Below are 22,233 nucleotides of genomic sequence, written 5' to 3' on the forward strand. Positions count from 1 at the left end.
TGGCTGCGTGACTGTTTTCGCCCAGGCAACCGGTATCGGCTCGTGGCCGGGGACGGTCGCACGGGAAGCGGCGGCAGTCGTGGTCGGTGAACTGCCCGCGCTGCCGCATCTGGTGGAACTGCCCGCACGTGGCGTGGGCGCCGACATCATCGGACGGGCGGGTGCGCTGCTCGTCGACATCGGCATCGACACCGTGCCCCGCGGTTACCGCATCGCGCCCGGCCGCAGCGCCGTCGTGCGGCGCGCCACAGGCCTTCTCGACGAGGACGTCGACGCGCTCGAAGAGGCGTGGGAGAAAGCCGGACTGCGCGGGACCGGACGGACCATCAAGGTGCAGGTCCCCGGTCCGCTGACGCTGGCCGCCGAACTCGAACTGCCCGGAGGCCACCGGGCCATCACCGATGCCGGCGCACTGCGGGACCTGGCCGGCTCCCTCGCCGAGGGCGTCGCACATCACCGCGCCGAGGTCGCGCGGCGCTGCGAGGCCGACGTCGTCGTGCAGTTCGACGAGCCGTCACTGCCCGCCGCACTGGCCGGGCGGCTGGCCGGCGTGACCCGGATGTCGCCGGTGGCGCCGGTCGACGCCCTGTTGGCCGCGAGTCTGCTCGATGAGTGCATCGCGACCGTCGGGGGACAGGCGAGCATTCACGTGTGCGCTGCGGACGTGCCGTGGAAAACCCTGGCGCGCACCGCATTCAGCGCCATCTCCATCGACGTGACCAAGCTGACCGCGGCAGACCTCGACGGTATCGGGGAGTGGGTCGAGGCAGGCCGGACCATCATGCTGGGCGTCCTGCCGGGCGTCGCCCCGGAGCGGCCGGTGCCGGTCGAAACGGTGGCCGCCGCCGCGGCGAGCGTCACCGACCGGCTCGGATTCCCGCGGACGGTGTTGCGCGAGCGCGTCGGCCTGACGCCCGCCTGCGGGCTCGCCGGCGCGACGCAGACGTGGGCGCGCACCGCGTTGACGCTGCTGCGCAAGGCCGCGGACGGCATCGCACAGGACCCGGACGCCGCCTGAACCCTGACCCGCGACGACTGCGGAAATCGTCAACCCCGGCCCGGTGGCATGCCATGATGAGGAACCGGAGTGCGCAGGGGGTTGCCACTCAGCGGAACTGATCGGGGGCAGACATGCGCCGTGACGATGCGCTGCTGACGGTTGCCGGTCTTTCGGTGTCGGCGTTTCTGGTGATGGCCGGCCCCTCGATGGCCGTCGCCGCCGCCGATCCCGGCGGGTCCAACGGCAACGGTGGCAACAGCAGCTCCGGCAAGACTGGTTCCGGCAAGAGCGGCTCGCCGCGCGCCAACGGCGGCGGCAACTCCGGCAACGGTGGCTCGGGTTCACGCGGCAATTCCGGCGCCAATTCGTCGGTGGCCGGTCAGACCAACACCGGCAAATCCTCGAAGGCGAACGGCAAGGGCAACAACACCGCGCCCGGCGCCCAGTCGGGCAGCGGCTCCGACAACCCCGCTGCGGTGCCGGTGTTCACACCCCCGAACCCGGCGGTGCCGGTCGTCGTCGCCGAACAGCACACCGGCACGACGGCCGGGAGTTCGTGGTGGGCGGCCCCGACGGCCCCACCGGCCGTCGAAGTTCAGGCGCCGGCCGCGCCACCTGTGGAGGGCGAAGCGGATCTGCTGTCGGCCGATCACACCGGTGTCCCGGTGTGGGCCGCCGCCGAGCCGATCGGGGTGCGCGGCGATCTGTTCGGACTGGCCGGCCTGGTGTTGATGCCGCTCATCGGGCTCGTGGTCGGATATCGCCAGGCCCGGGCCGCACGCGACGTCGGCCAGCCGATCCCGCACTAGACCTCGCGGATGTCGCGCAGTTCGCGGCGCAGAATCTTGCCGGCTGCGGACTTCGGGATCGCATCGATGAACGCGACCTGCCGCACCTTCTTGTACGGCGCGACCTGGCCGGCGACGAAATCCATGATCTCGTCGCCCGTCAACGCCGACTCCGGTTGCAGCACCACGAATGCCTTGGGCACTTCCTCGCCCGACTCCGGATCACGGACCCCGACCACTGCCGTATCGGCGATACCGGGGTGCGTCAGCAGCACGGCCTCGAGTTCGGCCGGCGGCACCTGGTAGCCCTTGTACTTGATGAGCTCCTTGAGCCGGTCGACGATGTAGATGCAGCCGCTGGCGTCGACGCGGGCCAGGTCACCGGTGTGCAGGAAGCCGTCGTCGTCGATGGTCTCGCGGGTGGCGGCGTCGTTGTTGAGGTAACCGGCCATGACGTTGGGTCCGCGGAAGCACAGTTCGCCGACCTCGCTGAGACCGTGCTCGGGCCGGCCGATCTCGGCGCCCGTATCGGGGTCGACGATCTTGCTGACGGCGTTCGGCACCGTCCAGCCGCACGAGCTCAACGGTGCCACGGCGCCGACGAGTTCGCGGCCGCCGTCGAACGGCATGCAGTGGCTCACCGGGCTCAGCTCACTCATGCCGTAGCCCTGCACGATGGGGCAGCCGAGCCGGTCGGAGACCGCCATGCCGAGGTCGTCATCGAGCGGCGCGGCGCCCGACATGAGCCCTTTCAGGGAATCGAGCCGGTACGAGTCGACCATCGGGTGCTTCGCCAGCGCCACCGCGACGGGCGGCGCGATGAACGCGAACGTGCACTTGTGGTCCTGGATGGTCTTGAGGAAGAGCGCGAGATCGAAGCTGGGCATGATCACCAGGCGGGCCCGGGCATGCAGGACGGAGTTGAGCAGCACCGTCATGCCGTAGATGTGGAAGAACGGCAGCACCGCGAGTACCCGGTCCTCGGGAACCAGGCCCTGGATCGGACGAATCTGCGCCACATTCGCCGCGAGATTCGTGTGGGTGAGCATGACGCCCTTGGGGTTTCCCGTGGTGCCCGAGCTGTAGGGCAGGGCCGCCAGATGCGTCGCCGGGTCGAAGCTGACCTCGGGTGCGGGCAGCGCGGCGTCGAGCAGCTCGGCGGCATTGGGATGACCGTCGGCCGCCGTGCCCGGGCCGTCGAGCACGACGACACGATCGGCGGCCAGCCCGACCTCGGCGGCGGCCTGCAGCGCCTGCGGCGCCAGCGCCGTGACGGTGATCAGCATGGCGGCCCCGGAGTCGGTCAGTTGCTTCGCGACGTCCTTCGCCGTGAACAGCGCGTTGATGGTCGTGGCCGTGGCACCGGACCGGAGGATGCCGTGGAAGGCGACGGCGAACGCGGCACTGTTCGGCGCCAGCAGGCCGACCACGTCGCCGACGCCCAGGCCACGGGCGGCCAGCGCGCCGGCGAACGCCTCGATCCGGCCCGCCAGTTCGCGGTAGGTGTACTCGGCACCGGTCGCGACCTCGGTGATGGCGATGCGATCGGCGTCCGACTCGGCCAGATCACCGAAGATGTACTCGGAGACAGCCGTGGTCGGGATCTGGACCTCGGGGAAAGGGCTCGCGATAGTCATGGCGTCTTAGATCGAACCATGCCCGGGTGACGTGCGTCATGCCGGTTGGTTGCCGTCGGCGGGCCGGTTGTGGTGCCGCGTTACACGTCGTCGGCCATGCGCAACGCACCCGTCGGACACGCCGCCACGGCCCGGCGCAACACCACCGGGTCGACATCGGCGGTGTCACCGATGTCGACCGTGCCGCCGTCGCCGACCCGGAACGCTGCGCTGATGCCCTCGCACATGCCCATGCCGATGCAGATCTCGGGGTCGACCTCCACCCGGCTCATGACCCCGCCGTGAACGGAAGGTGCGTGGGGCGGCGCACATAGCTGCCTTCGGCGTACTCGACCGCGTCGGCGTCCACGTCGAAATCCGGGCACCGGGTCAGGAGCTCCTCGAGCGCGACGCGAGCCTGCATGCGGGCCGCCGCTGCGCCGAGACAGTGGTGGTTGCCGTGGCTGAACGTGAGGATTTGAGCGGGGCGGCGCAGCACGTTCAGCTCCTCGGCATCGGGTCCCCATTGCCGGTGGTCGCGGTTGCCCGAGCCGTACAGCAGGAAGGTCTTGCGGCCGGCCGGAATCGTGGTGCCCTCGATCTCGACGTCACGGGTCGTCATCCGGGCCAGGCCCTGCACCGGCGAGGTGAGCCGCAGCAGTTCCTCCACGGCATCCGGGATGAGTGCCGGGTCGTCGATCAGGAGCTGTCGCTGATCGCGGCGGGCGGTGAGCAGTTGCACTGCGCCACCGAGCATTCCGGTCGTGGTGTCGTTGCCACCGGTGATCATCGTGAACGCGAAGCCCAGGATGGACAGGATTCCGGACATGTCGCCGTCGGCGCCGAAGCCGGCTGCCACCAGGTGCGAGACGGTGTCGTCCTCGGGATGCTCCTGGCGGTAGGCGATCAATTCGTTGAAGTAGGTGAACAATTCGGCGATGGCGGGGGCGGCCGCGGGCTGGTGCCCGGTGGAGTTTGCGGCGACGATGGCATCGGTCCAAGCGTCGAACCGATCCCAATCCTTTTCCGGGACACCGAGATAATGCGCGACCACCATGGTGGGCATGGGTTTGAGAAACTCGGTGATGATGTCGCCGCCGCCCTTGGCGCGCAACTTCTCGATGCGGTCCACCACGAATTCGCGCACCTTGGGTTCGATCGCGGTGACCTGCCGCGGGGTGAATCCCTTGGCCACCAGCCGCCGGAAGGTGGTGTGGACCGGCGGGTCCTGCATCACCATGGGCGGATTGTCTTTGATGCCAACGGCTTCCATGTCGTCGTAGTTGAAGGTGAGACCCTCGGCCGACGAGAAGGTCTCGTGGTCCTTGGCCGCCGCGGAGATGTCGGCGTAACGCGACAGCACCCAGTAGTCCTTGTCGGGGGCGTGCGCGGGGACCACGTGGTGAACCGGATCATGTTCGCGCAGTGCGGCATACATGGCCCAGGGGCTGCGCCAGGTGGCAGCGGAACCGGGGGTGAAGGTGACGGCGGTGGCGGTCATGCGGACTGTGCTCCTGTGGTGATCTGCGGGAAGGGGCCGAAGCGGTCGTTGTAGCCGTCCTGGCGGGCGGCGAGCTGGGCCTGTCGTTCGGCGTCGGTCACGTACTTGGTGCCGGCCGGCAGCACGGTGCCGAGCTGATCGAGGGTGACGACCTGCTGCGAGACGATCATCGGCACGGCCGACGAGGTGGCGTCGAGTGCCTGGAACCGGATGTAGAGGGTGCCCTGGTTGAGGCCGCCGGTGGAGACCCAGTTGGCCACACCGGGGTCGTCGGGGGAGATGACGAGGGTGTAAGTGCCGTCCGGGTTGGCGATGGACTGCGCGTTGTTGAGGCTCGTCTGCGCGGTGCCGTCACCGGGTGACAGTTCCCAGTCGTTGGTCACCGGCACCACGAAGTATCCGGCGTTGCCGGGGTTGATCGTGATGACGAGAGCCTGGTTGTCGGCCAGTTGGAAGTAGCCGAGGCTCTGCTTCTGTGACACCAGCGTGCCGGGGAAGTTGAACGGCTGCGTCAGGGTGTTGGGCGGCTTGAGCTGGCCGGTCTGCAGGTTGAGGGTGACGATGTCGAGCGCCGTATTGTGCGCGCTCGTCTGGAAATTCTGGACGATGCTGACGGTGTGGGCGACCATCTCGTCGAAGCTCTCCGCGGGGGCGCCCGCCGGACCGCCCGTGCGGGTGACCGTGAGGCTCGGTGCTGATTCGGTGGTCCAGTCCGCCATCGTGTACCGGACGAAGATCTGCTGGGCCTCCGGCGGTAGATAGATGTGGTTGGTCTGTCCCGGCTGGGTGGGATTGCCGTCCGCTGTGATGGTGAACGTGCCGTCGGCGTTGACGACGAGGTCCTTCGCCGCCAGGTTGCCGATCGGCAGAGCGTCGCTGATGTCGGCGTAGACGCCGAAGTTGCCGTCGACAGGGACACCGCCGAGGTACTTGCCGCTGATGACGTACGTCGAACCGCTGCGCACCGGGATGGTGCGGTAGATGGTGTCGGGGTTGTCGTAGATGAACCGGCCGCCGGGGGTGTCGGTGCCGTACCAGCTGTGTGCCCGCATATCGACGGCCATCACCAGTGGGTTGTCGGGGTCGTTGTTGACGACCGTCATCGCGGCATTGAGTGCATGTTCCCGGGCGGCTGCGTCCAGCAATGCGAGGTTCTCGGCATCGACGCCGCCGACGAGGCCGAACCGCTGCTGCGCATGCGCCAGCCAGGCCTGCTTGAGTGCCTCGATGGCGGCCTGCACCTGCGGGGTGTTGACGATCTCCTGGGCCTTCTGTTCCAGCGCGATCTGGTCGGCGGTGCCGAGCGGACTGGTCGGCTTCACCGTGACGGTGACGGTCTCGGTGGTGGTGGCGCCGGCGTTCGGCTGGAACAGCTTCAGCAGGTTGATGTGGAACGGATTGCCGGGCCGGTCGTCGACGGTGACCGTGAACGAGTCGGTGCCGCCGCTGAATGCCAGTGCGTCGCTTGGGGTGTACGTGAAGGTGCCGTCCGGACGGACCGTCACGCTGCCCTTCGTCGGGCCCTTGTCGACGGTGTAGGTGAGCTTGTCGCCGTTGGCGTCGGTGGCTTTCAAGTCACCCTTGATGACACCACCGAAAGTCTGGCTGGTCTCGGTCTGCTTGTAGTTGATGAGCGGCGAGGAGTTGAAGAAGGTGTTGCCGATCTCGCGGCGAATCCAGCTGAACAGGGTCCACAACACCGGCGCCTGCGGCGGAGCGGCGGGGCTGGTTCCGGCGTGCGGGACCAACCCGATTGCGCCCAGCAGGCTCGACACCACGTGCGTGACGAAGTTGCCGCCGGTGGCCGCCGTGGAGACGGGATGCGTTGTCGCCGTGAGGGTGTTGATCTCGGTCGCGGCGGCGGACAGGGCCGTCGAGACGGTGTTGGCGGCGGAATCCACTGAAGGTGCCTGCGCGGCAGCTGGTTTCGCGGCGGTGACCGCCGCGGTCGAGGTGGGTGCCGGGTTCGTCTTGGGTTTGGTCTGGCTCGTCGCGGCGGTCGGCTGGGGGACCGACACGGCAGGTTTGGGTATCGCGTTGCGAAGTTGGTTCTGCCGGGATTTCTTGATCGTCGGCTTCGCGGTTTCGGCCGGGTTGCCGGACCCGGGCTTCGTCGTGGCCGGCTTCTGTTCGGCGGTGTCGCTGTCGCCGGGCTTCGGGGTCTCGGTGTCCCCGGGCTGGTCCGGTGTCGTGGCGGAGGCTGCGTCCCGATCGCTCTTGGCCGCCGAATCCTTCTGGCGCTTGGGCTTTTTCGCCTTCTTGGTGGGCTTCTCCGCCTTCGGCTTGGTGGCCGGCGACGGTTTGTCGGTCGACGACGCGGAGGTGCCGGTGCTGGTGCCGGTGTCGGCGAGGCAGATGGCAGGACTGTTCGCGACGGCGATGCCGATGCCGAGGGCAACGGCCAGTGCGCCTACGCGGCCGATGAACCGGGCGTGACCCGATCCGGCCGAGCTACCAATGCGATGCAGCGTCGTCGCTGTGTCCATACATGCTCCCGATATAGTGACGAATAGTTGTCAGTTGAGTGCCAAATAATTGGCGACGGGCAGATGGTAAGCATCCCGGCGACAGCCGCGCAAGCATTGATTTCCGGTGAGTGGGTCGCGAAAGTGCCCGCCGGTTGACCGGCGGGTGGCGCAGTGGTGATGACTAGTGCTGGCTGAGCTTTGCTGCGGCCGAGCGCAATTCGTGGATGTACCGCGCGCGATCGGCGGCGCTCACCGACGGATCCAGCGGCCCGAGCTGTATCTCGTAGGCGGGATGGCCGGCCGCGTTGTCCACGGCGGTGCTCAGATAGCTCACGGCCAATGGCTCGGGGGACTCGAGCTGCGCTGTGCTGTAAGGCTTACCGCCGAGGCTGACCAGTGTCTCGAAAACGCGCTGCCGGAGCGCACTGCGCCGGGGGTGCTCGGAGAGCAGTTCGGCGACATCGCCCAGTACGCCCAGCACCTCGGGGCTGGAATCGCCGAAATTGAATATCGCGACGCCGTCCCTGCGGAGTTGGTCGAGCAGGTTGCCGAACTCGGCGCGCTGCTCCTGTGCTGCCCCGGCCAGCCACTGTTGTTGGCTCGCCGCGTCGCGGCGCGCGATCACCGTCGCACCGGCCGGCGGCGTCAACGGTAGGCGGACGCCGACACTCACACCGCCCGGGATGTGGCCGACGCCGCGCACCACGCTGACGAACGTCATCTCGGTGGTGCCGACCATGGCCAGCGACACGCCACACTTGGTGGCATGTGCCAGGTCCTGCAGGACCTCGGTGTGGTTGTCCGGCAGGGGCAGGGCATTGCGCACGGCCTCGGCGACACCGAGCATGCCCGGTCCGAGCGTGTAACTCCGATCGGCAAGGCGCACAACCCAACCCGCGCGCTCCAGCGCCAGCAGGATCGAGGTGACGGTCGCTCGGTTGAGGTCGAGTCGGGACGCGATGGAGGCCACCGAACTCGGTTCGGACTGCTGCGCCAGGAGTTCGATGATGCTGACGACGCGGTCGGTGGGCGGTGAGCCTGCGCGTGCGCTGTCTTCCAGCGGAGTGCCGCGTGCCATCGATGCTCCTGCCGGTCTGGGGACGCTGAGCATCTTATGACGAATAGTTGTCGCAGTTGTGGACCGTGGCCGTCTGGTGGTCGGTTTTGCTGATGGCTGCAGTCTCGGTGTCGCGTCTGCGGACATCTCGCCGACCGAGTGCTGGCCGAACAATCAGGTTGCTCTTGTCCTGAGTCGTCGTGCGCCAAAAAACTTTGGTCACTTTGTTTGCGCTGGTCACGCTGGGCAACTAGGGTCTCTTTCGTCACACCGAATTGTCGGCGAGTCGAACTATTGTTCGAATATGCCTTCCGGTCGTGCCGCTGTCCTGACCGCCTACGCGGCGCTCGAGGACGCGGTCGTGGCGGTCAACAATCTCGACTACACCGGCCTGGACGTGCGGACGCTGTTGGAGGTGCAGTCGCGCCGCGAAACCCTTAAGTGCGCGGCCGAGGCGGTCGATCACCAGATTCTGGCGGCGGCACAGACCCAGGCCGCGGCCAAGGGGATCGGGGCCAAGGATTGGCCTGAGGTGTTGCATGTGCGGTTGCGGATCAGTCGGGAGGAGGCCCGCCGCCGGGTCCGCGATACGGATAATCTGGGCCCGCGGTCAGCGATCACCGGGGAGCCGTTGGGTCCGGTGTGGGAGCTGGTCGCCGCCGCGCTCGGTGAGGGTGCGATCAACGGTGAGCATGTGCAGGTGATCACCTGGTTTTTCGGGAAGTTGCCGTTGTGGGCGGCCGACCCGGTCACTCTCGCCCAGTGTGAGGCGGATCTGGTGGCCGATGCCCGAATCAAAACCCCCGAGGACCTCCGCAAAGTCGCTGCTGATCTGTTGTATCGGCTGGATCAGGACGGGCCCGAGCCTGACGACTCTGAACCCGACCCGAAACGCGCCATCAACCATGGCAAGCAGCGCTCCGATGGCACCTCCGAGGTCAGCGGCACCATCGACGCCGAGACCCGTGCTTACTGGGATGCGATCTACGACAAATGGGCCGCCCCCGGCATGTGCAACCCCGCCGACGCCGTGCCCTGCATCTCGGGTACACCGACCCAGGAACAGATCGACAACGACACCCGTACCGCCGCCCAGCGCCGCCATGACGCGTACAAGATGGTCGGCCGCATGATCCTGAAGACCGGCATGCTCGGCGAACACAACGGATTTCCTGTCGCGGTGATCGGCACCTGTACCGTCACCGACCTCGAGAAGCGCACCGGCATGGCGCTCACGCACACCGGCACGAAACTCCCGGTCAAAGACCTGGTTCAGATGGCCGCCGCCGGAGCCGACCACTACCTCGTCGTCTTTGACGACCACACCGAACAACCGCTGTACATGGGCCGAGCACGTCGTACCGCCACTGTCGCCCAACGTTTCGCTTTGTTCGCCCGCGACCTGGGCTGCACCAAACCCAACTGCACCGCCCCCGCATCGCGCTCTCAGGCCCATCACGTCAACACCAACTGGCGCGATGACGGACCCACCGACATCACCAACCTCACCCTGGCCTGCGGGCCCCACAATCGCCTGGCCGACACCGGCGGCTGGACCACCACCATGGGCCCCGACGGCCGCATCCACTGGACCCCACCACCACTCTTAGATGTGGGCCAGCCAAGAACCAACCACTACTGGCATCCGACGCTCTACCCGGCGGAGAGCGGAGACGAGGGTGGCGAAAGTGACAGTCCCGCAAGGTGATACAGCGTCACTGACGCTCAACGGCACGACACCACGTCGCGCCGGCGGTGCCGCATCCGCTGCGGCACCTGCACACGTGTCACCCGGAACCGTTGAAATCAGAGCGATTGCGCTGGGCGTCGGACCGTCACCACAATCGGCAGGTCTCCGGAGCCGAGACTGAAAAGCGGACTACGCCTCGCCGCGGTCCAGCAGCTCGCTGGAGCCGAGGACGCGTTCGATGCGGACCTCGATCACCACGCGCCGCGGGTTCACCCGCGGCGTGCGGTAGCGCTGGGCGTAGCGCAGTTCGGCGTCGCGGACGTCGTCGGCGTCGTTGCTGACGGTCGACTTGCCTTCGAGGGACAGCCACCGGGCACCGTCGACCTGACTCAGCACGGCGACACCGCGCTGGGCGGCGTTGAGGGCCTTCTGGGAACCGCCGGTGGTGATGACGCGCGCGATGTGGGTCTTCGGGTCGAAGGTGAAACCGACCGCCACCACGTGCGGGGAATTGTCCGACCGCAGGGTGGTCAGCATCGCCAGATGACGCTCGGTGAGGAATGCCAGCGCGTCACTGGTGAGCCGTGTCGTTGCCTTCGCCATCATCACCAAAAGTAGCGCAGGTGATAATCGCAGCCGTGAACGACACGGCGGATACCGGCGGCGAGGTGGTCGTCGTCTTCGGCGGCCGCAGTGAGATCGGCCTGGAACTGGCCGTCCGGCTGGCGCCGGGCAACACGGTGGTGCTGGCCGCGCGCCGGGCCGATCAACTGGTGGACGAGGTGCAGGCGGTGCGCACGGCCGGCGCCGCGGAGGTCCACACCTGCGAGTTCGACGCCGACGACCTGACCTCGCATGCCGCGCTGGTCAGCGCGATCGAAGCCGGGCACGGGCCCATCGGTACCGCGGTCCTGGCCTTCGGCGTCCTCGGTGACCAGGCCCGGGCCGAGGACGATGCCGCGCACGCGGTGGCCGTCGTCCACACCGACTACGTGGCCCAGGTGAACCTGCTGACGCTGCTGACGCAGCGCATGCGCGCCGCCGGCCGGGGACGGCTGGTGGTGTTCTCGTCGATCGCCGGCGCACGGGTCCGCCGGGCCAACTACGTCTACGGTTCGGCCAAGGCGGGCCTGGACGGCTTCGCGTGCGGGCTGGCCGACGCGCTGCACGGCACCGGCATCCAGTTGCTCATCGTGCGACCCGGCTTCGTGATCGGCCGGATGACCGAGGGCATGGACCCGGCACCGATGTCGAGCACGCCCGCGCAGGTCGCCGAAGCTGCCGCGACGGCGCTGCGCAAGGGCAAGGCCGCGGTCTGGGTGCCGTGGGGTATCCGCCCGCTGATCTTCGCGACTCGTTTTGTGCCGAACGCCATCTGGCGGAAGATGCCGCGATGAGCGCTTGCGCGAAGAGCAGAGGGCACCGATGACCGGGAACGAAGGCAAGATCACCGTCGTCGGCATCGGCGCCGACGGGATGGCCGGACTGGGCCAGGCCGCCCGGGGCGAACTACACAGCGCGACAGTGATTTTCGGCGGTCCGCGACAGCTGGACCTGCTGGACGCCGACGTCACCGCCGAGCGGCGGGCCTGGCCGTCGCCGATGCTGGCGGCCCTGCCCACGTTGTTCGACGGGCTGGGGGACGTGCACGTCGTGGCGTCCGGCGACCCGATGCTGCACGGCATCGGCGCCACGCTGATCCGGCTGTTCGGCCGGGACCGTGTGACGGTGCTGCCGCACGTGTCCTCGGTGACGCTGGCGTGCGCGCGACTGGGCTGGAGTGTGCAAGACACCGAGGTGATCAGCCTCGTCAACGCCGCACCGCACACCGCCATCCGCCCCGGTGGTCGCGCGGTGGTGTTGTCCAAAGGAGCCGACACGCCGCGAGCGTTGGCCCGGCTGCTCACCGAAACCCGTCGTGGCCAATCGGAGTTCACGGTTTTGGAACAGCTCGGCGGCCCGGCCGAACGCATCACCACGATGACGGCAGGGGAGTGGGACGCCAGTGACCCGCACGTCGACGCGCTCAATGTCATTGCCGTGCGGTACGCACCCGACCTGCGCATCGGGACGGTCGTGGCGGACACGGCCTTCGATCACGACGGGCAGATCACCAAACAGACCATTCGGGCGCTGGCGCTGACCGCGTTGCAGCCGCGCCCCGGCCGCGTGCTGTGGGACATCGGCTCGGGGTCGGGCAGCATCGCGATCGAATGGTGTCGCGCGTCGGGCGGCCGGGCCGTCGCGTTCGAGCGCGACGAGGTGCGCCGCGAGCGGATCGTCAATAACGTCACCAAGTTCGGCGTCACCGTGGACGTGCGCGGCGCGGCGCCGGAAGGATTCCAGGATGTGGCCGGCCCGGACACCATCTTCATCGGTGGTGGCCTCACCCAACCGGGGCTGTTCGACGCCTGCTTCGACGCGCTCGAATCCGGCGGCCGGCTGGTCGCCAACGCGGTGACGGCAGAGTCGGAAGCCTTTGTGGTGCAGCTCTATTCGGAACTGGGCGGCGAACTGCGCCGCTTCCAGCACTATCACGGCGAACCGCTCGGTGGCTTCACCGGTTGGCGCCCGGCATTGCCGATAACCCAGTGGACGGTGGTCAAGAAATGACGGTGTACTTCATCGGCGCGGGACCCGGCGCCGCCGATCTCATCACCGTGCGCGGGCAGCGGCTGCTGCGGTCGTGTCGGGTGTGTCTGTACGCCGGCTCGATCATGCCCGACGACCTGCTGGCGGAATGCCCGCCCGACGCGCGCATCGTCGACACCGGTCCGCTCAACCTGGAGCAGATCATCGGCGAGTTGGTCGCCGCACACGAAGCCGGACTCGACGTGGCGCGCCTGCACTCGGGGGATCCGTCGATCTACAGCGCGGCGGCCGAACAGTGCCGCCGTCTGGACGAGCTCGGTATCGACTACGAAATCGTGCCCGGTGTACCGGCTTTCGCCGCTGCCGCCGCGGCACTCGGGCGAGAGCTGACGGTGCCCGGCGTGGCCCAGACCGTCACCCTGTCCCGGGTCGCGACGCTGTCGACCGCGATGCCGCACGGCGAGGATTTGGTGACCCTGTCCAAGCCCGGTGCCACGTTGGTGCTGCACCTGGCGGCTGCGCAGATCGACAACATCGTTCCCCAGCTGCTCGAGGGTGGGTACTGCCCCGAAACCCCCTGCGCGGTGGTGGCTTTCGTCAGTTGGCCGAGCGAGCAGGTCATCACCTGCACCCTTTCCGAGCTGGCCGAGCGGACCAAAGCGGCGGGCATCACCAAGACCGCGGTGATCTTCGTCGGCGACGCGCTGGGTGCCCAGGGGTTCACCGACAGCTACCTGTATTCGAGCGGCCGGCGCCGCGGGGCGACACATTGATGGCGGAGCCGCCACTGGCAACAACCCGCGAGGTAGACGTTCGGCACGCCGCCGACGGCGTGTCGCGGGCGGAACGTCCGTGTCGCGGGCACTGGGAAGGTGACCGGTGAAGCTGCTGCTCCTGGGCGGGACGTCGGAGGCGCGGGCATTGGCCAAGCGGCTGCACCCCGGCATCGAGCTGATCAGTTCCCTGGCCGGTCGCGTCCCCGACCCGGCGCTGCCGGTCGGCCCGGTGCGGATCGGTGGCTTCGGTGGCGTCGACGGCCTGCGGACCTACCTGCAGGACAACGAGATCACCGCCGTCGTCGACGCCACGCACCCGTTCGCCGCCACCATCACCGCCAACGCCGCCCAGGCCTGCGCAAGCCTGCGGCTGCCGCATCTGGTCCTGGCGCGGCCGGCGTGGCCGCACGGTGACGCCATCGTCGTCGCCGATGACCGGCAGGCCGCGCAGACCGTCAAAGACCGTGGCTACCAACGGGTCTTCCTCACCACGGGACGTTCGGGCACGACGGCCTTCCGCGCGTCGGACGCCTGGTTCCTGATCCGTGCCGTCACGCCGCCGGACGCCGATACGCTGCCGCCGCAGCACCACATCCTGTTGTCCCGCGGCCCGTACGACTACGACAACGAGCTGGCGCTGCTGCGTGACCACCGCATCGATGCCCTGGTCACGAAGAACAGCGGTGGCGGCATGACGCGCGCGAAGCTGGATGCCGCTGCGGCGCTGAATGTTCCGGTGATCATGGTGGACCGGCCGGCGCTGCCCGGCGGCGTGGCGACAGCCGCCAGCGTCGACGAAGCCGAAGCGTGGGTCAGGGCGCGTCGATGAGCCGCTGGAGTTCGTCCCAGGCGGCCCGCCGGTGCGCTTCCGCGTCGTCGCGGAGCTGACGGACCTTCTCGCCCTGCGCGGTGCTGCGGTCCCGCAGCGCCTCGAGGTCCACGATGAGCCGGCGCCGTAGCTCGCCTTCGGGGCCGTCGGTGCCGAGGACGTTGAGCTGCTCGGAGATTCGGCTCTGCGCTTCGTAGTCACCCGAGCGCGCGGCCTCGACCTGCTCGGCGCCCGACTCCAGCCGCTCGGCGGTCGCCCACTTGTCCAGGACATCGCCGAGCGCGGTGATGGTGGCGGCGTCGAGGGACCGGTCGGCCAGCCACTCCTCGAGCTGACCCGGCGCGAGGTGCTCGTAGTCGATCTCGCTGGACAGCGGCCAGCTTTCCAGCACCGTGGCTTCGACGGCGCCGTGGCCGGCCGCGGTGACCGTGATCCGGTGGTTGGTCCCGTCGTCGGCGATCGCGGTGACGTTGTCCCGCGCTTCCACGCGGTGTCCCTGAAAACGGACGATCTCGAAGATCACCTCGACCGGTTCGGCATGGTCGTTCTCGACCCGCAGGGTATGGAGTCGCTCGCGCCGCTGCTCGTGGACCAGCGCGGCGCGGGCCAGGCGCACGCGGGCGGTGACGTCGCTGACGGTCGAGGTGTGCCGGCACCGCACCGCAAGGTCTTTCGCGAACGGCAGCCGCACCTTCGCGTCGCGGGCGGTGAAGGGCACCATCGCTTCGCCGGCGTAGGCGTCCTGCTCGTAGATGACGGCGGGGCCTTCCTCGAGCACGATGCCCGCGGTGTTGGTGAAGACGAGGACGATCTCGGGGGAGCGGTCATGGCCGGTCCAGACCAGTTCGCGCCGGACGCCGTCCACGGCCTGTACCGCCAGGGGAATCATCGACGCGCCGCCGCGTTTGAGTGACACCGGGGTACTCAGCCGGTACTCGAAATACTCACCGCGGTCGGCGGTTTCGACATCGTCGACGGCGTCGGCATACGCATCGAAAAACCCGGCGCCGGCAGGTGCGGGCATCGCCATCGCCGCCGATACCTCGGCCGGCGACCGGGTTTTCGCGGCGGCGGCCACGGGCACCGCACCGCGGCGGCTTTCCTCGACAACCTCCCGATACGCGTGCTTGCTCTCGTACAGGTCGATGTCGAAGGAGACCGGTTCGCCGGTGGTCAGCGTCAACGCGATGTCGGTGAGGTCCTCGTCGACCGGGTTGTGCACGATGCCCATCGCGGTCAACACCAGGCCGTCACCATCGCGCACCAGACGGTACGACAGCCGCCACAGCGGCGCCGGCACCACGTAGGACACCTGGACGGTCCCGCTGCCCCGAACCTGTACGCCCAGTTGACAATTCTGGCCCGCGGTCAGCGCGCGCGACCGGTCCAGCAGGTACTCGAGGTTGTCGCGCGATGGTTCCTCCGCCAGCGTGACGGCAGCGACGTCGGCCAGTTCGATCAGGCTGACCGACCCCGCGTCTGTGCGCAGGACCAGCACCTGGCGGTACTTCGCCGATTCGTCGACGCCGATCACCTCGCCCCGATGGCGCATGGCGCCGCAGTCGACTTCGACGGTGCGGCCGCGCAGGCCGTCGAACAGTCCGCGCAGCGCATTGCCGGACTCGATCTGCACCCCACGGCCACCCAGTTGGCTGTGCGGGTCGGTGGGGGTGTCGAACGAGACCGCGCCGACCGCCAGGTCGGTACCCGTACCCACCACCGACAGCGACTTGAGCACGTCCTTCATCTGGGCGTGGCGGAACGTCAGGGCGAAATCACCGTCGACCGGGCCACTGCGTTCGACCAGCGCCATGCCGTGCTTGTACATGACCAGGCGCGTGACTCGAGGGCTTTCGCTCATGTCCGGAAACCCTAGTGGCCCAATCGAATCAGTGGGGGTAATACCGCGGGGTGAACACCCGGTCGCCCTCGGGGGTGCTGTGCCACACCGTCTGCGACGAGCCGACGATCAGCAGGCAGCGCATGTCGATCTCGGCCGGCTTGAGGTCGGCCAGGCGCACCACGCGCACGGTTTCGTTCGGCCCGGCCACGTCGCGACCGATGATCACCGGCGTGTTCGGGTCGCGGTACTCCAGCAGCAGATCCTGCATCGCGGCCACCTGCCAGGTGCGGGTCTTCGAGGCCGGGTTGTAGATCGCGAGCACGAAGTCGGCGCGGGCGGCCGCGGTGACGCGCTGGGCGATGATGTCCCAGGGCTTGAGCCGGTCGGACAGCGAGATCACCACGTAGTCATGGCCGAGCGGGGCACCGACGCGGCTGGCCACGGCCTGCGCGGCGGTCATCGCCGGGACCACCCGGACCTGGACGCCCGGCCACTGCTGGGCCTCCTCGAGCACCGCGGTCGCCATCGCGAACACGCCGGGGTCACCGGAGGACACCACGGCGACGGTCCGGCCCTGCTGGGCCAGCCTGCAGGCCAGTTCGGCGCGGGCACGTTCGTCGGTGTTGTCGCTCGGGTGCCGCTGCTGGCCGGGACGATCCGGGACGCGGTCCAGGTACGGTCCGTAGCCGATCAGGTCGGTGGCGGCCGCCAGCTCGCGGCGGGTCTGCGTCGTCGTCCACTCCGGATCGCCCGGGCCCAGGCCGACCACGACAACACTGCCGCCGGTGCGGGCCGCACGTTGTCCGCCCGGAAGGATCGCGATGGAGAAGTACGGCACCGTCGTCTCGTCGACGTCGGCGGCCGGCAGCACCCGCTGCGCCTCGGTGCTCGCGCGCTCGACGTAGAACGCCTCATCCAGCCGTCCGGCCGATGAAAGCGCCTGCCGCACAGCCGGGTACGAGCGGCCCAACTTCATCACGACGGCGGCGTCGGTGTCGGCGAGGCGGCGTTGCAGCTCGCCGGCCGGCAGCGTGCCGGGCAGGATGGTGAGCACCTGCTCGCCCTGCACCAGCGGCGTCGAGATGGCCGCCGACGCGGCACTGACGGACGTCACGCCCGGCACGATGACGGCGTGGAACCGTTCGGTGAGCCGCGTGTGCATGTGCATGTAGGAGCTGTAGAACAGCGGGTCGCCCTCGGCCAGCAGCGCCACGTTGCGGCCCGCGGCCAGGTGGGTGGCGATGCGCTCGGCGGCCTCGGCGTAGAAGTCCTCGATGGCGCCGTCGTACCCGCCCGGATGCGACGTGGTCTCGGTCGTCACCGGGTAGACGAGGTGCTCCTCGATCTGGCCGGGGCGCAGATACGGCTCGGCGATGCGGCGCGCGATGCTGTGGCCGTGGCGCGCACTGTGGTACGCCACCACGTCGGCCTCGCCGATCACACGCGCGGCCTTGACCGTCACCAATTCCGGGTCGCCCGGACCGAGGCCGACGCCGAAGAGAGTTCCCGTTGTCATCGTCCACCTTCTGCTCGTTCGGCGAGCCTCACTCGCGTTCACTCGCAATCGCGTTCACCGCGGCGGCAGCCATGGCACTACCGCCACGCCGCCCCGTCACCACCAGATAGTCCATGCCGCGCGGTCGCGCGATCAGTTCGTCCTTCGACTGCGCCGAGCCGACGAAGCCCACGGGGCCGCCCAGCACCGCGGCGGGCACCGGCGCGCCCTCGTCCAGCAGCTCGAGCAACCGGAACAAGGCCGTCGGCGCGTTGCCGATGGCCAGCACGGCGCCCCCGAGCCGGTCGGCCCACAGATCGACGGCCGCCGCGGACCGGGTGCTGCCGAGTTTCGCGGCCATCGCGGGTGCGCCCGGGTCGGCGACCAGCGACACCACGTCGTTGTTCGCGGGCAGGCGTGAGCGCGTGATGCCCGCAGCCACCATCGACGAATCGCACAGGATCGGCGCCCCGGCGGCCAGCGCGGCATGCGTGCGGGTCACCACGTCGTCGGTGTAGGCGACGTGCTCGGTGACGTCGACCTGGCCGCAGGTGTGGATCAGACGGACGACGACGCGCGAGACGTCGTCGGGAAATCGCGCCAGATCCGCCTCGGCGCGGATGGTCGCGAACGACTGTCGGTAGATCTCCGCAGCGTCGCGGACGTAGTCGAGCACGCGATAACCCTACGGGTGGCGCGGTTCGTACCCCGAGTTGGTCGCCACCAGCACCTCACCGACGGACGGGCTGCCGCACGCGCGCTCGCAGCCGACGAAATGCCGGCGGCCGCCGGGCTCGCCCGACTCCGCCGCGGCGGCCGCGTCACTGCGCACGTCGGTCAGTGACTTGGCGCACCCGGGGCTGCCGGTGCAGGAGCTGATCGACAGCCAGGGGGAGTGCTCGTCGAAGATCAGGCCCATGGGCGCCAGCACCCGCAGGGAGGTGTCGGCGATGCCCTCTTCGAGGTCACAGATGAGTAACGAGCGCCATGGTGTGACCACCACGGGAGCGGTGATGGCGGCCACAAACTCGGCGGTGCGGGCCCGCAGCACACCCAACGGGACGGCGGCACCCAATGTGATCCGGCCGTCGTCCTGGGTGATCCAGCCGACCGGCGGAACGTCGACGGGCGCCCAGGTCGCGCCCGCCGGCTCGGTCGGGTTCAGCCCGGCCGCGTCCAGGAGGACGTCAGCGTGCTCCAATTCGCTTGTTCGCCAACGATTCCCGCGAATGTTCTGGAAGCTGTGGGCCAGGTTCAGCAGGGTCTCCGAGGCCTGCGTGGCGGCGATCCGCACCCCGGTGTCGCGGCCCGCCACCAGTACGGCGGCCGTCTCGGCAGAGACCAGATGGGTGCTCACGTCGGGCGCCAGGCCCGAGATGTCACCGCGGCCGTCGTCGACGCCGAACCAGAACCTGCCGGGCAGTTCGGCCAGGTCAGGGCGGTTTTGCAGGCCGGAATCGAGGTCGCGCACGACGGCGCGGACGTCGCCCAGCCCGCCGCTGCGGCCCGACAGCGGGGACGCCACGATGTTGCGGACGCGTTCGTGAGTGGCCGAGGGCAGCAGGCCCGCCGCCTGGACCGCCGCGGCCAGCCCCGCGGCATCGTGGATTCCGCGCACCTGGATGTTGCCGCGCGAGGTCAGTTCCATTGCCGGCGAGCCGAATTCGGGCGCCGCGAGGGCCAGCGCCTCCAGCTGTGCAGCAGTGATCATGCCGCCGGCCAGGCGGATGCGGGCCAGGTCACCGTCGGCCGCCTGGTGCACCTGCAGGGCGCCCGGGCAGGCGTCGTCGTCACGGCTGCGAATCACCTTGTCCACGTTACGTTGTGCCGCAAATTGTGAAGTGGGCCACTGCCGTTTCCGGGCTGTTCCGTGCCTTACAAGTCCCTTGTAATCAGGGCATCGGCCCGTACCGTTGAACGCGAACTTCCGCTTGCTACATCGCATTCGGATGACCTAAGGAGGGACGCAATGTCCGATTTCGCTCTGTACGTTGGTGGCGTCTTCGCTCTCATCGTGGCCGCGGGCCTGCCCTACCAGGGCAAGACGTGGTACCAGCGGTGGGAGACCAACCAGCGCTGACCACAGCGAGGTAGATGAGACCGCCGGCGGGCGGGTTGCACAGCAACCCGCCCGCCGTTGCTTTTTCCGCACCCCGGTTCGGTCTGATCGGCGCAGGCCGTGACGTTAGGCTGCTGGCCAAGTGGCCCGTCGCGACAGGGGAGGCGCAGTCCATGTGGTCGGCGATGGTCAACGGGGTTCGATTCAGCGAACCCCTTGAGTCCGAGTTCCAACTGACCTTCGGTCAGTCGGGCCGCAAGGCCCGCCACGAGATGTGGGCCGTCCTGCTGATCGTCATCACCGCGGGTATCGCTTTTCATCACACGCTGCTGCGGGTGCCGCCCGAAGTGATGCCACTGGGCCGTTCTTTGTTGGTGGCCGTCGTCGTGCCCATGGTGCTGCGCTGGCTCAGTGGAGACCACAGCCCACTGCAGCGGTGGTCCTCGTTGCTCTACATCGCATCGGTGTATATCGACGTCGCCTGCTTCATGGTGCTGCGCATCGCGTGCATCCGGCACGGGCTGGACGTCGTGCCGCTGGCCATGCCCGTGGCGATCTTGATGAGCCTCATCGTCGTGCAGATCCGCTTCGTGCTGCTGGCCCCGGCGATTCTCGCCGGGCTCGCCGGCATCGTGGCGACCGAGCTCTCGGCGTTCGAGCCCACGAGCAACGAAATGTTCGACATCGTCGCCTTGATCGGGATGGTGACCGTGGCGCTCAGCGCTGCCTACGAGCTCGAACGGTCGACCCGAACCGGCTGGCTGCGGGCCCGCACGCTGGCTCGCCTCACCCGCACCGACGCGCTGACCGGAGTGCCGAACCGGCGCTACTTCGACGAGCAGCTCACGGAGGTGGCGCGGGCCGCGCAGCGCACCGGCGGCAGCCTGGCCGTGATGGTGCTCGACGTCGACGACTTCAAGGGCTTCAACGACCGCAACGGTCACCTGGCCGGTGATGACTGCCTGCGGCGGGTCGGCGCCTATCTGGGCGACTCCTTGACCGGTGTGGACGAGTTCTGCGCCCGCCTCGGTGGTGAGGAGTTCGTCGCGGTGTGGTGTGCGGCCGACCCGGCCACGATGGCCACCCGCGCCGAGGAGATCCGGTCCGGAATCTCCGCACTCGCGATCGCTCACGACGCCGACGGGCGCGTCGTCACCGCGTCGGCCGGCCTGGCGCACGATCCGGAACCCGGCGCGGCCACCATCAACGCCGTCGAACTGCTCCGCCGCGCGGACTCCGCCCTGTACCGGGCCAAGCGTGAGGGCCGGGACCGGCTCGCCGTCGCGGACCCGCAGCTGCCCGTCATGCCGAGCCGCGACAGGCACCGCGGCCCCCGTCGCTCGACGGCCCCGGCCCCGGCTGTAGCCGAACTGCAGCCCGCGCCCACGCACGAGCAGGAAGCAGAGTTCCGGAAGGTGTACGACCGGCAGGGGCGCATCTCGCGGGCCGCGATCATGCTGGGCTTGGACGCGGTGTGCCTCGCGATGCTGTCGTCGTACAAGACCGTGCTCAAGATGCCGCCCGAATCGCAGGCACTCGGTGTGTACACGCTGGTCTACGGGATCATGCCGATGGCGACGCTGGCTGCCCTGACCGCGTTGGTGCCGCGGCTCTACCGGTTCTCCGCTCCCACGTACATCGCGGCCGTCGGCGTCATCACCAGTGCCCAGATGTACGAGCGGGTGGTCCAGCTGCCGCAGGGCTACGACGTCGTCCCGTACCTGATGCCCACGGCGGTGCTGCTGAGCCTGTGCGTGGTGAAGATCCGGTTCCGGCTGCTGGCCCCTTCGGTGCTGGCGATCCTGCTGTTCGTGTCGGCGCTGGAGCTGTGGGTGTTCCCGTGGACCAGCAACAGGTTGCTCACCGTGGGCACGTCGATCTTCATGGTCGCCGTGACCATGCGGTTCTCCTACAAGCTCGAGCGATCGGTGCGGCTGGCGTGGCTCGATGAGCGCAAGCTCGACGAACTCACCAGAACCGACCCGCTGACCGGATTGGCGAACCGGCGGTCCTTCGACGAGGCGCTTGACGGACTCGACGCGGCCGTGGAGACCCGGTACGCGGCGGTGATGGTGCTCGACGTCGACGACTTCAAGGGCTTCAACGACCGGTACGGCCACCCGGCGGGCGACGATGCGTTGCGGGCAATCGGCACGTACCTGCGGCTCGCGACCGCAGGTGAGGACGTCGTCGTGGCTCGCGTCGGCGGCGAGGAGTTCGCGGCGCTGTGGCGCGGTCCCGACAACAGCGACGGCGCCGGCAGGCGGCGCGCCGAAGAACTGCGCAGCGGCATCGCCGGGCTGGGCCCGGTAGCGGGTACGCCCACGACGCTGACCGCCTCGGCCGGATTCGCCGGGATGTCCCGGTCGGATTGGGCCGCGGCGGGCGGTTTCGCCCGCGAACTGCTGGCCCGCGCGGACCGGGCCGTCTACGACGCCAAAGCCGGGGGCCGAAACCAGCTGGTCGCGGCGCCGTCCGACACCGCGGAGCAGCCGGCATCGCCGGTGGGGTACGAATAG

At 68.9% G+C, this 22,233-nt stretch carries 18 protein-coding genes; 8 read left to right on the top strand and 10 right to left on the bottom strand.

Annotation, left to right across the window (positions count from 1 at the left end; all coding sequences use genetic code 11):
* Positions 1-7: 7 nt before the first annotated feature.
* Together ACJH6H_RS15085 and ACJH6H_RS15090 are read left to right on the top strand one after the other, a co-directional pair.
* A complete protein-coding gene (locus ACJH6H_RS15085) occupies positions 8-1,018 on the top strand; it encodes a methionine synthase (RefSeq protein ID WP_406775188.1) in 1,011 nt (336 codons plus the stop codon).
* 113 nt (positions 1,019-1,131) lie between these two features.
* The gene (locus tag ACJH6H_RS15090) at positions 1,132-1,809 is read left to right on the top strand and encodes a hypothetical protein (RefSeq protein WP_406775189.1); all 678 of its coding nucleotides are present in this window, start codon (positions 1,132-1,134) and stop codon (positions 1,807-1,809) included.
* Here the strand turns inward: ACJH6H_RS15090 and ACJH6H_RS15095 are convergent.
* The 5 genes from ACJH6H_RS15095 to ACJH6H_RS15115 form a co-directional block, all read right to left on the bottom strand.
* Positions 1,806-3,425, bottom strand: coding sequence for an AMP-binding protein (locus ACJH6H_RS15095; RefSeq protein ID WP_212813873.1), 1,620 nt, complete (start codon positions 3,423-3,425; stop codon positions 1,806-1,808). The genes ACJH6H_RS15090 and ACJH6H_RS15095 overlap by 4 nt on opposite strands.
* An 80-nt stretch (positions 3,426-3,505) precedes the next feature.
* The gene (locus tag ACJH6H_RS15100; RefSeq protein ID WP_212813875.1) at positions 3,506-3,697 is read right to left on the bottom strand and encodes a ferredoxin; all 192 of its coding nucleotides are present in this window, start codon (positions 3,695-3,697) and stop codon (positions 3,506-3,508) included.
* Positions 3,694-4,905: a cytochrome P450 gene (locus ACJH6H_RS15105; RefSeq protein ID WP_212813877.1), complete on the bottom strand. Its 1,212-nt coding sequence runs from the start codon at positions 4,903-4,905 to the stop codon at positions 3,694-3,696. The genes ACJH6H_RS15100 and ACJH6H_RS15105 overlap by 4 nt, the downstream gene beginning before the upstream one ends.
* Positions 4,902-7,391 carry an Ig-like domain-containing protein gene (locus ACJH6H_RS15110; RefSeq protein ID WP_318986170.1) on the bottom strand — a complete coding sequence of 830 codons (2,490 nt, stop codon included), beginning with the start codon at positions 7,389-7,391 and terminating at the stop codon, positions 4,902-4,904. The genes ACJH6H_RS15105 and ACJH6H_RS15110 overlap by 4 nt, the downstream gene beginning before the upstream one ends.
* Positions 7,392-7,554: 163 nt before the next feature.
* A complete protein-coding gene (locus ACJH6H_RS15115; protein ID WP_406775190.1) occupies positions 7,555-8,451 on the bottom strand; it encodes an IclR family transcriptional regulator in 897 nt (298 codons plus the stop codon).
* A 283-nt stretch (positions 8,452-8,734) separates the two neighbouring features.
* Here ACJH6H_RS15115 and ACJH6H_RS15120 point away from each other — a divergent pair, with 283 nt between their 5' ends.
* The gene (locus tag ACJH6H_RS15120; RefSeq protein ID WP_318986172.1) at positions 8,735-10,138 is read left to right on the top strand and encodes a DUF222 domain-containing protein; all 1,404 of its coding nucleotides are present in this window, start codon (positions 8,735-8,737) and stop codon (positions 10,136-10,138) included.
* A gap of 171 nt (positions 10,139-10,309) precedes the next feature.
* On the opposite strand, the gene ACJH6H_RS15125 is transcribed toward ACJH6H_RS15120, so the two are convergent.
* Positions 10,310-10,726: a F420-dependent biliverdin reductase gene (locus ACJH6H_RS15125; RefSeq protein ID WP_020103170.1), complete on the bottom strand. Its 417-nt coding sequence runs from the start codon at positions 10,724-10,726 to the stop codon at positions 10,310-10,312.
* A 32-nt stretch (positions 10,727-10,758) separates the two neighbouring features.
* Between ACJH6H_RS15125 and ACJH6H_RS15130 the strand changes: the two genes are divergently transcribed.
* The 4 genes from ACJH6H_RS15130 (at position 10,759) to ACJH6H_RS15145 (ending at position 14,317) form a co-directional block, all read left to right on the top strand.
* A complete protein-coding gene (locus tag ACJH6H_RS15130; protein WP_212813883.1) occupies positions 10,759-11,517 on the top strand; it encodes an SDR family NAD(P)-dependent oxidoreductase in 759 nt (252 codons plus the stop codon).
* A 28-nt stretch (positions 11,518-11,545) separates the two neighbouring features.
* A complete protein-coding gene (gene cbiE / locus ACJH6H_RS15135) occupies positions 11,546-12,733 on the top strand; it encodes a precorrin-6y C5,15-methyltransferase (decarboxylating) subunit CbiE (protein ID WP_406775191.1) in 1,188 nt (395 codons plus the stop codon).
* Positions 12,730-13,485 carry a precorrin-4 C(11)-methyltransferase gene (gene cobM, locus ACJH6H_RS15140; RefSeq protein ID WP_406775192.1) on the top strand — a complete coding sequence of 252 codons (756 nt, stop codon included), beginning with the start codon at positions 12,730-12,732 and terminating at the stop codon, positions 13,483-13,485. Before cbiE ends, cobM begins: the two co-directional genes overlap by 4 nt.
* Positions 13,486-13,591: 106 nt before the next feature.
* Positions 13,592-14,317: a cobalt-precorrin-6A reductase gene (locus tag ACJH6H_RS15145; RefSeq protein ID WP_406775193.1), complete on the top strand. Its 726-nt coding sequence runs from the start codon at positions 13,592-13,594 to the stop codon at positions 14,315-14,317.
* On the opposite strand, the gene ACJH6H_RS15150 is transcribed toward ACJH6H_RS15145, so the two are convergent.
* Genes ACJH6H_RS15150 through cobG form a run of 4 tightly spaced genes read right to left on the bottom strand, consistent with a single transcriptional unit; the run spans position 14,301 to position 19,462 of the window.
* A complete protein-coding gene (locus ACJH6H_RS15150) occupies positions 14,301-16,178 on the bottom strand; it encodes a hypothetical protein (protein ID WP_406775194.1) in 1,878 nt (625 codons plus the stop codon). The genes ACJH6H_RS15145 and ACJH6H_RS15150 overlap by 17 nt on opposite strands.
* A gap of 28 nt (positions 16,179-16,206) precedes the next feature.
* Positions 16,207-17,676 (bottom strand): precorrin-2 C(20)-methyltransferase, encoded by a 1,470-nt coding sequence (locus ACJH6H_RS15155; RefSeq protein ID WP_406775195.1) that lies wholly within the window; start codon positions 17,674-17,676, stop codon positions 16,207-16,209.
* A 28-nt stretch (positions 17,677-17,704) separates the two neighbouring features.
* A complete protein-coding gene (locus ACJH6H_RS15160) occupies positions 17,705-18,331 on the bottom strand; it encodes a precorrin-8X methylmutase (protein WP_212813894.1) in 627 nt (208 codons plus the stop codon).
* A gap of 9 nt (positions 18,332-18,340) precedes the next feature.
* Entirely contained in the window at positions 18,341-19,462 is a 1,122-nt protein-coding gene (cobG, locus tag ACJH6H_RS15165; protein ID WP_318986178.1) for a precorrin-3B synthase, read from the bottom strand.
* A 287-nt stretch (positions 19,463-19,749) separates the two neighbouring features.
* Here cobG and ACJH6H_RS15170 point away from each other — a divergent pair, with 287 nt between their 5' ends.
* The gene (locus ACJH6H_RS15170; protein ID WP_406775196.1) at positions 19,750-22,233 is read left to right on the top strand and encodes a diguanylate cyclase; all 2,484 of its coding nucleotides are present in this window, start codon (positions 19,750-19,752) and stop codon (positions 22,231-22,233) included.

Origin of the sequence: Mycobacterium sp. SMC-21 (assembly GCF_045310825.1) — a bacterium.
GTDB lineage: Bacteria > Actinomycetota > Actinomycetes > Mycobacteriales > Mycobacteriaceae > Mycobacterium.

Bases quoted from the DNA above. Each gene is read 5' to 3' on its own strand.
- cobM (WP_406775192.1), top strand. From the start codon at position 12,730: ATGACGGTGTACTTCATCGGCGCGGGACCCGGCGCCGCCGATCTCATC.
- ACJH6H_RS15120 (WP_318986172.1), top strand. From the start codon at position 8,735: ATGCCTTCCGGTCGTGCCGCTGTCCTGACCGCCTACGCGGCGCTCGAG.
- ACJH6H_RS15100 (WP_212813875.1), bottom strand. From the start codon at position 3,697: ATGAGCCGGGTGGAGGTCGACCCCGAGATCTGCATCGGCATGGGCATG.
- ACJH6H_RS15105 (WP_212813877.1), bottom strand. From the start codon at position 4,905: ATGACCGCCACCGCCGTCACCTTCACCCCCGGTTCCGCTGCCACCTGG.
- ACJH6H_RS15110 (WP_318986170.1), bottom strand. From the start codon at position 7,391: ATGGACACAGCGACGACGCTGCATCGCATTGGTAGCTCGGCCGGATCG.
- cbiE (WP_406775191.1), top strand. From the start codon at position 11,546: ATGACCGGGAACGAAGGCAAGATCACCGTCGTCGGCATCGGCGCCGAC.
- ACJH6H_RS15090 (WP_406775189.1), top strand. From the start codon at position 1,132: ATGCGCCGTGACGATGCGCTGCTGACGGTTGCCGGTCTTTCGGTGTCG.
- ACJH6H_RS15115 (WP_406775190.1), bottom strand. From the start codon at position 8,451: ATGGCACGCGGCACTCCGCTGGAAGACAGCGCACGCGCAGGCTCACCG.
- ACJH6H_RS15155 (WP_406775195.1), bottom strand. From the start codon at position 17,676: ATGACAACGGGAACTCTCTTCGGCGTCGGCCTCGGTCCGGGCGACCCG.
- ACJH6H_RS15150 (WP_406775194.1), bottom strand. From the start codon at position 16,178: ATGAGCGAAAGCCCTCGAGTCACGCGCCTGGTCATGTACAAGCACGGC.
- ACJH6H_RS15170 (WP_406775196.1), top strand. From the start codon at position 19,750: ATGAGACCGCCGGCGGGCGGGTTGCACAGCAACCCGCCCGCCGTTGCT.
- ACJH6H_RS15125 (WP_020103170.1), bottom strand. From the start codon at position 10,726: ATGATGGCGAAGGCAACGACACGGCTCACCAGTGACGCGCTGGCATTC.
- ACJH6H_RS15095 (WP_212813873.1), bottom strand. From the start codon at position 3,425: ATGACTATCGCGAGCCCTTTCCCCGAGGTCCAGATCCCGACCACGGCT.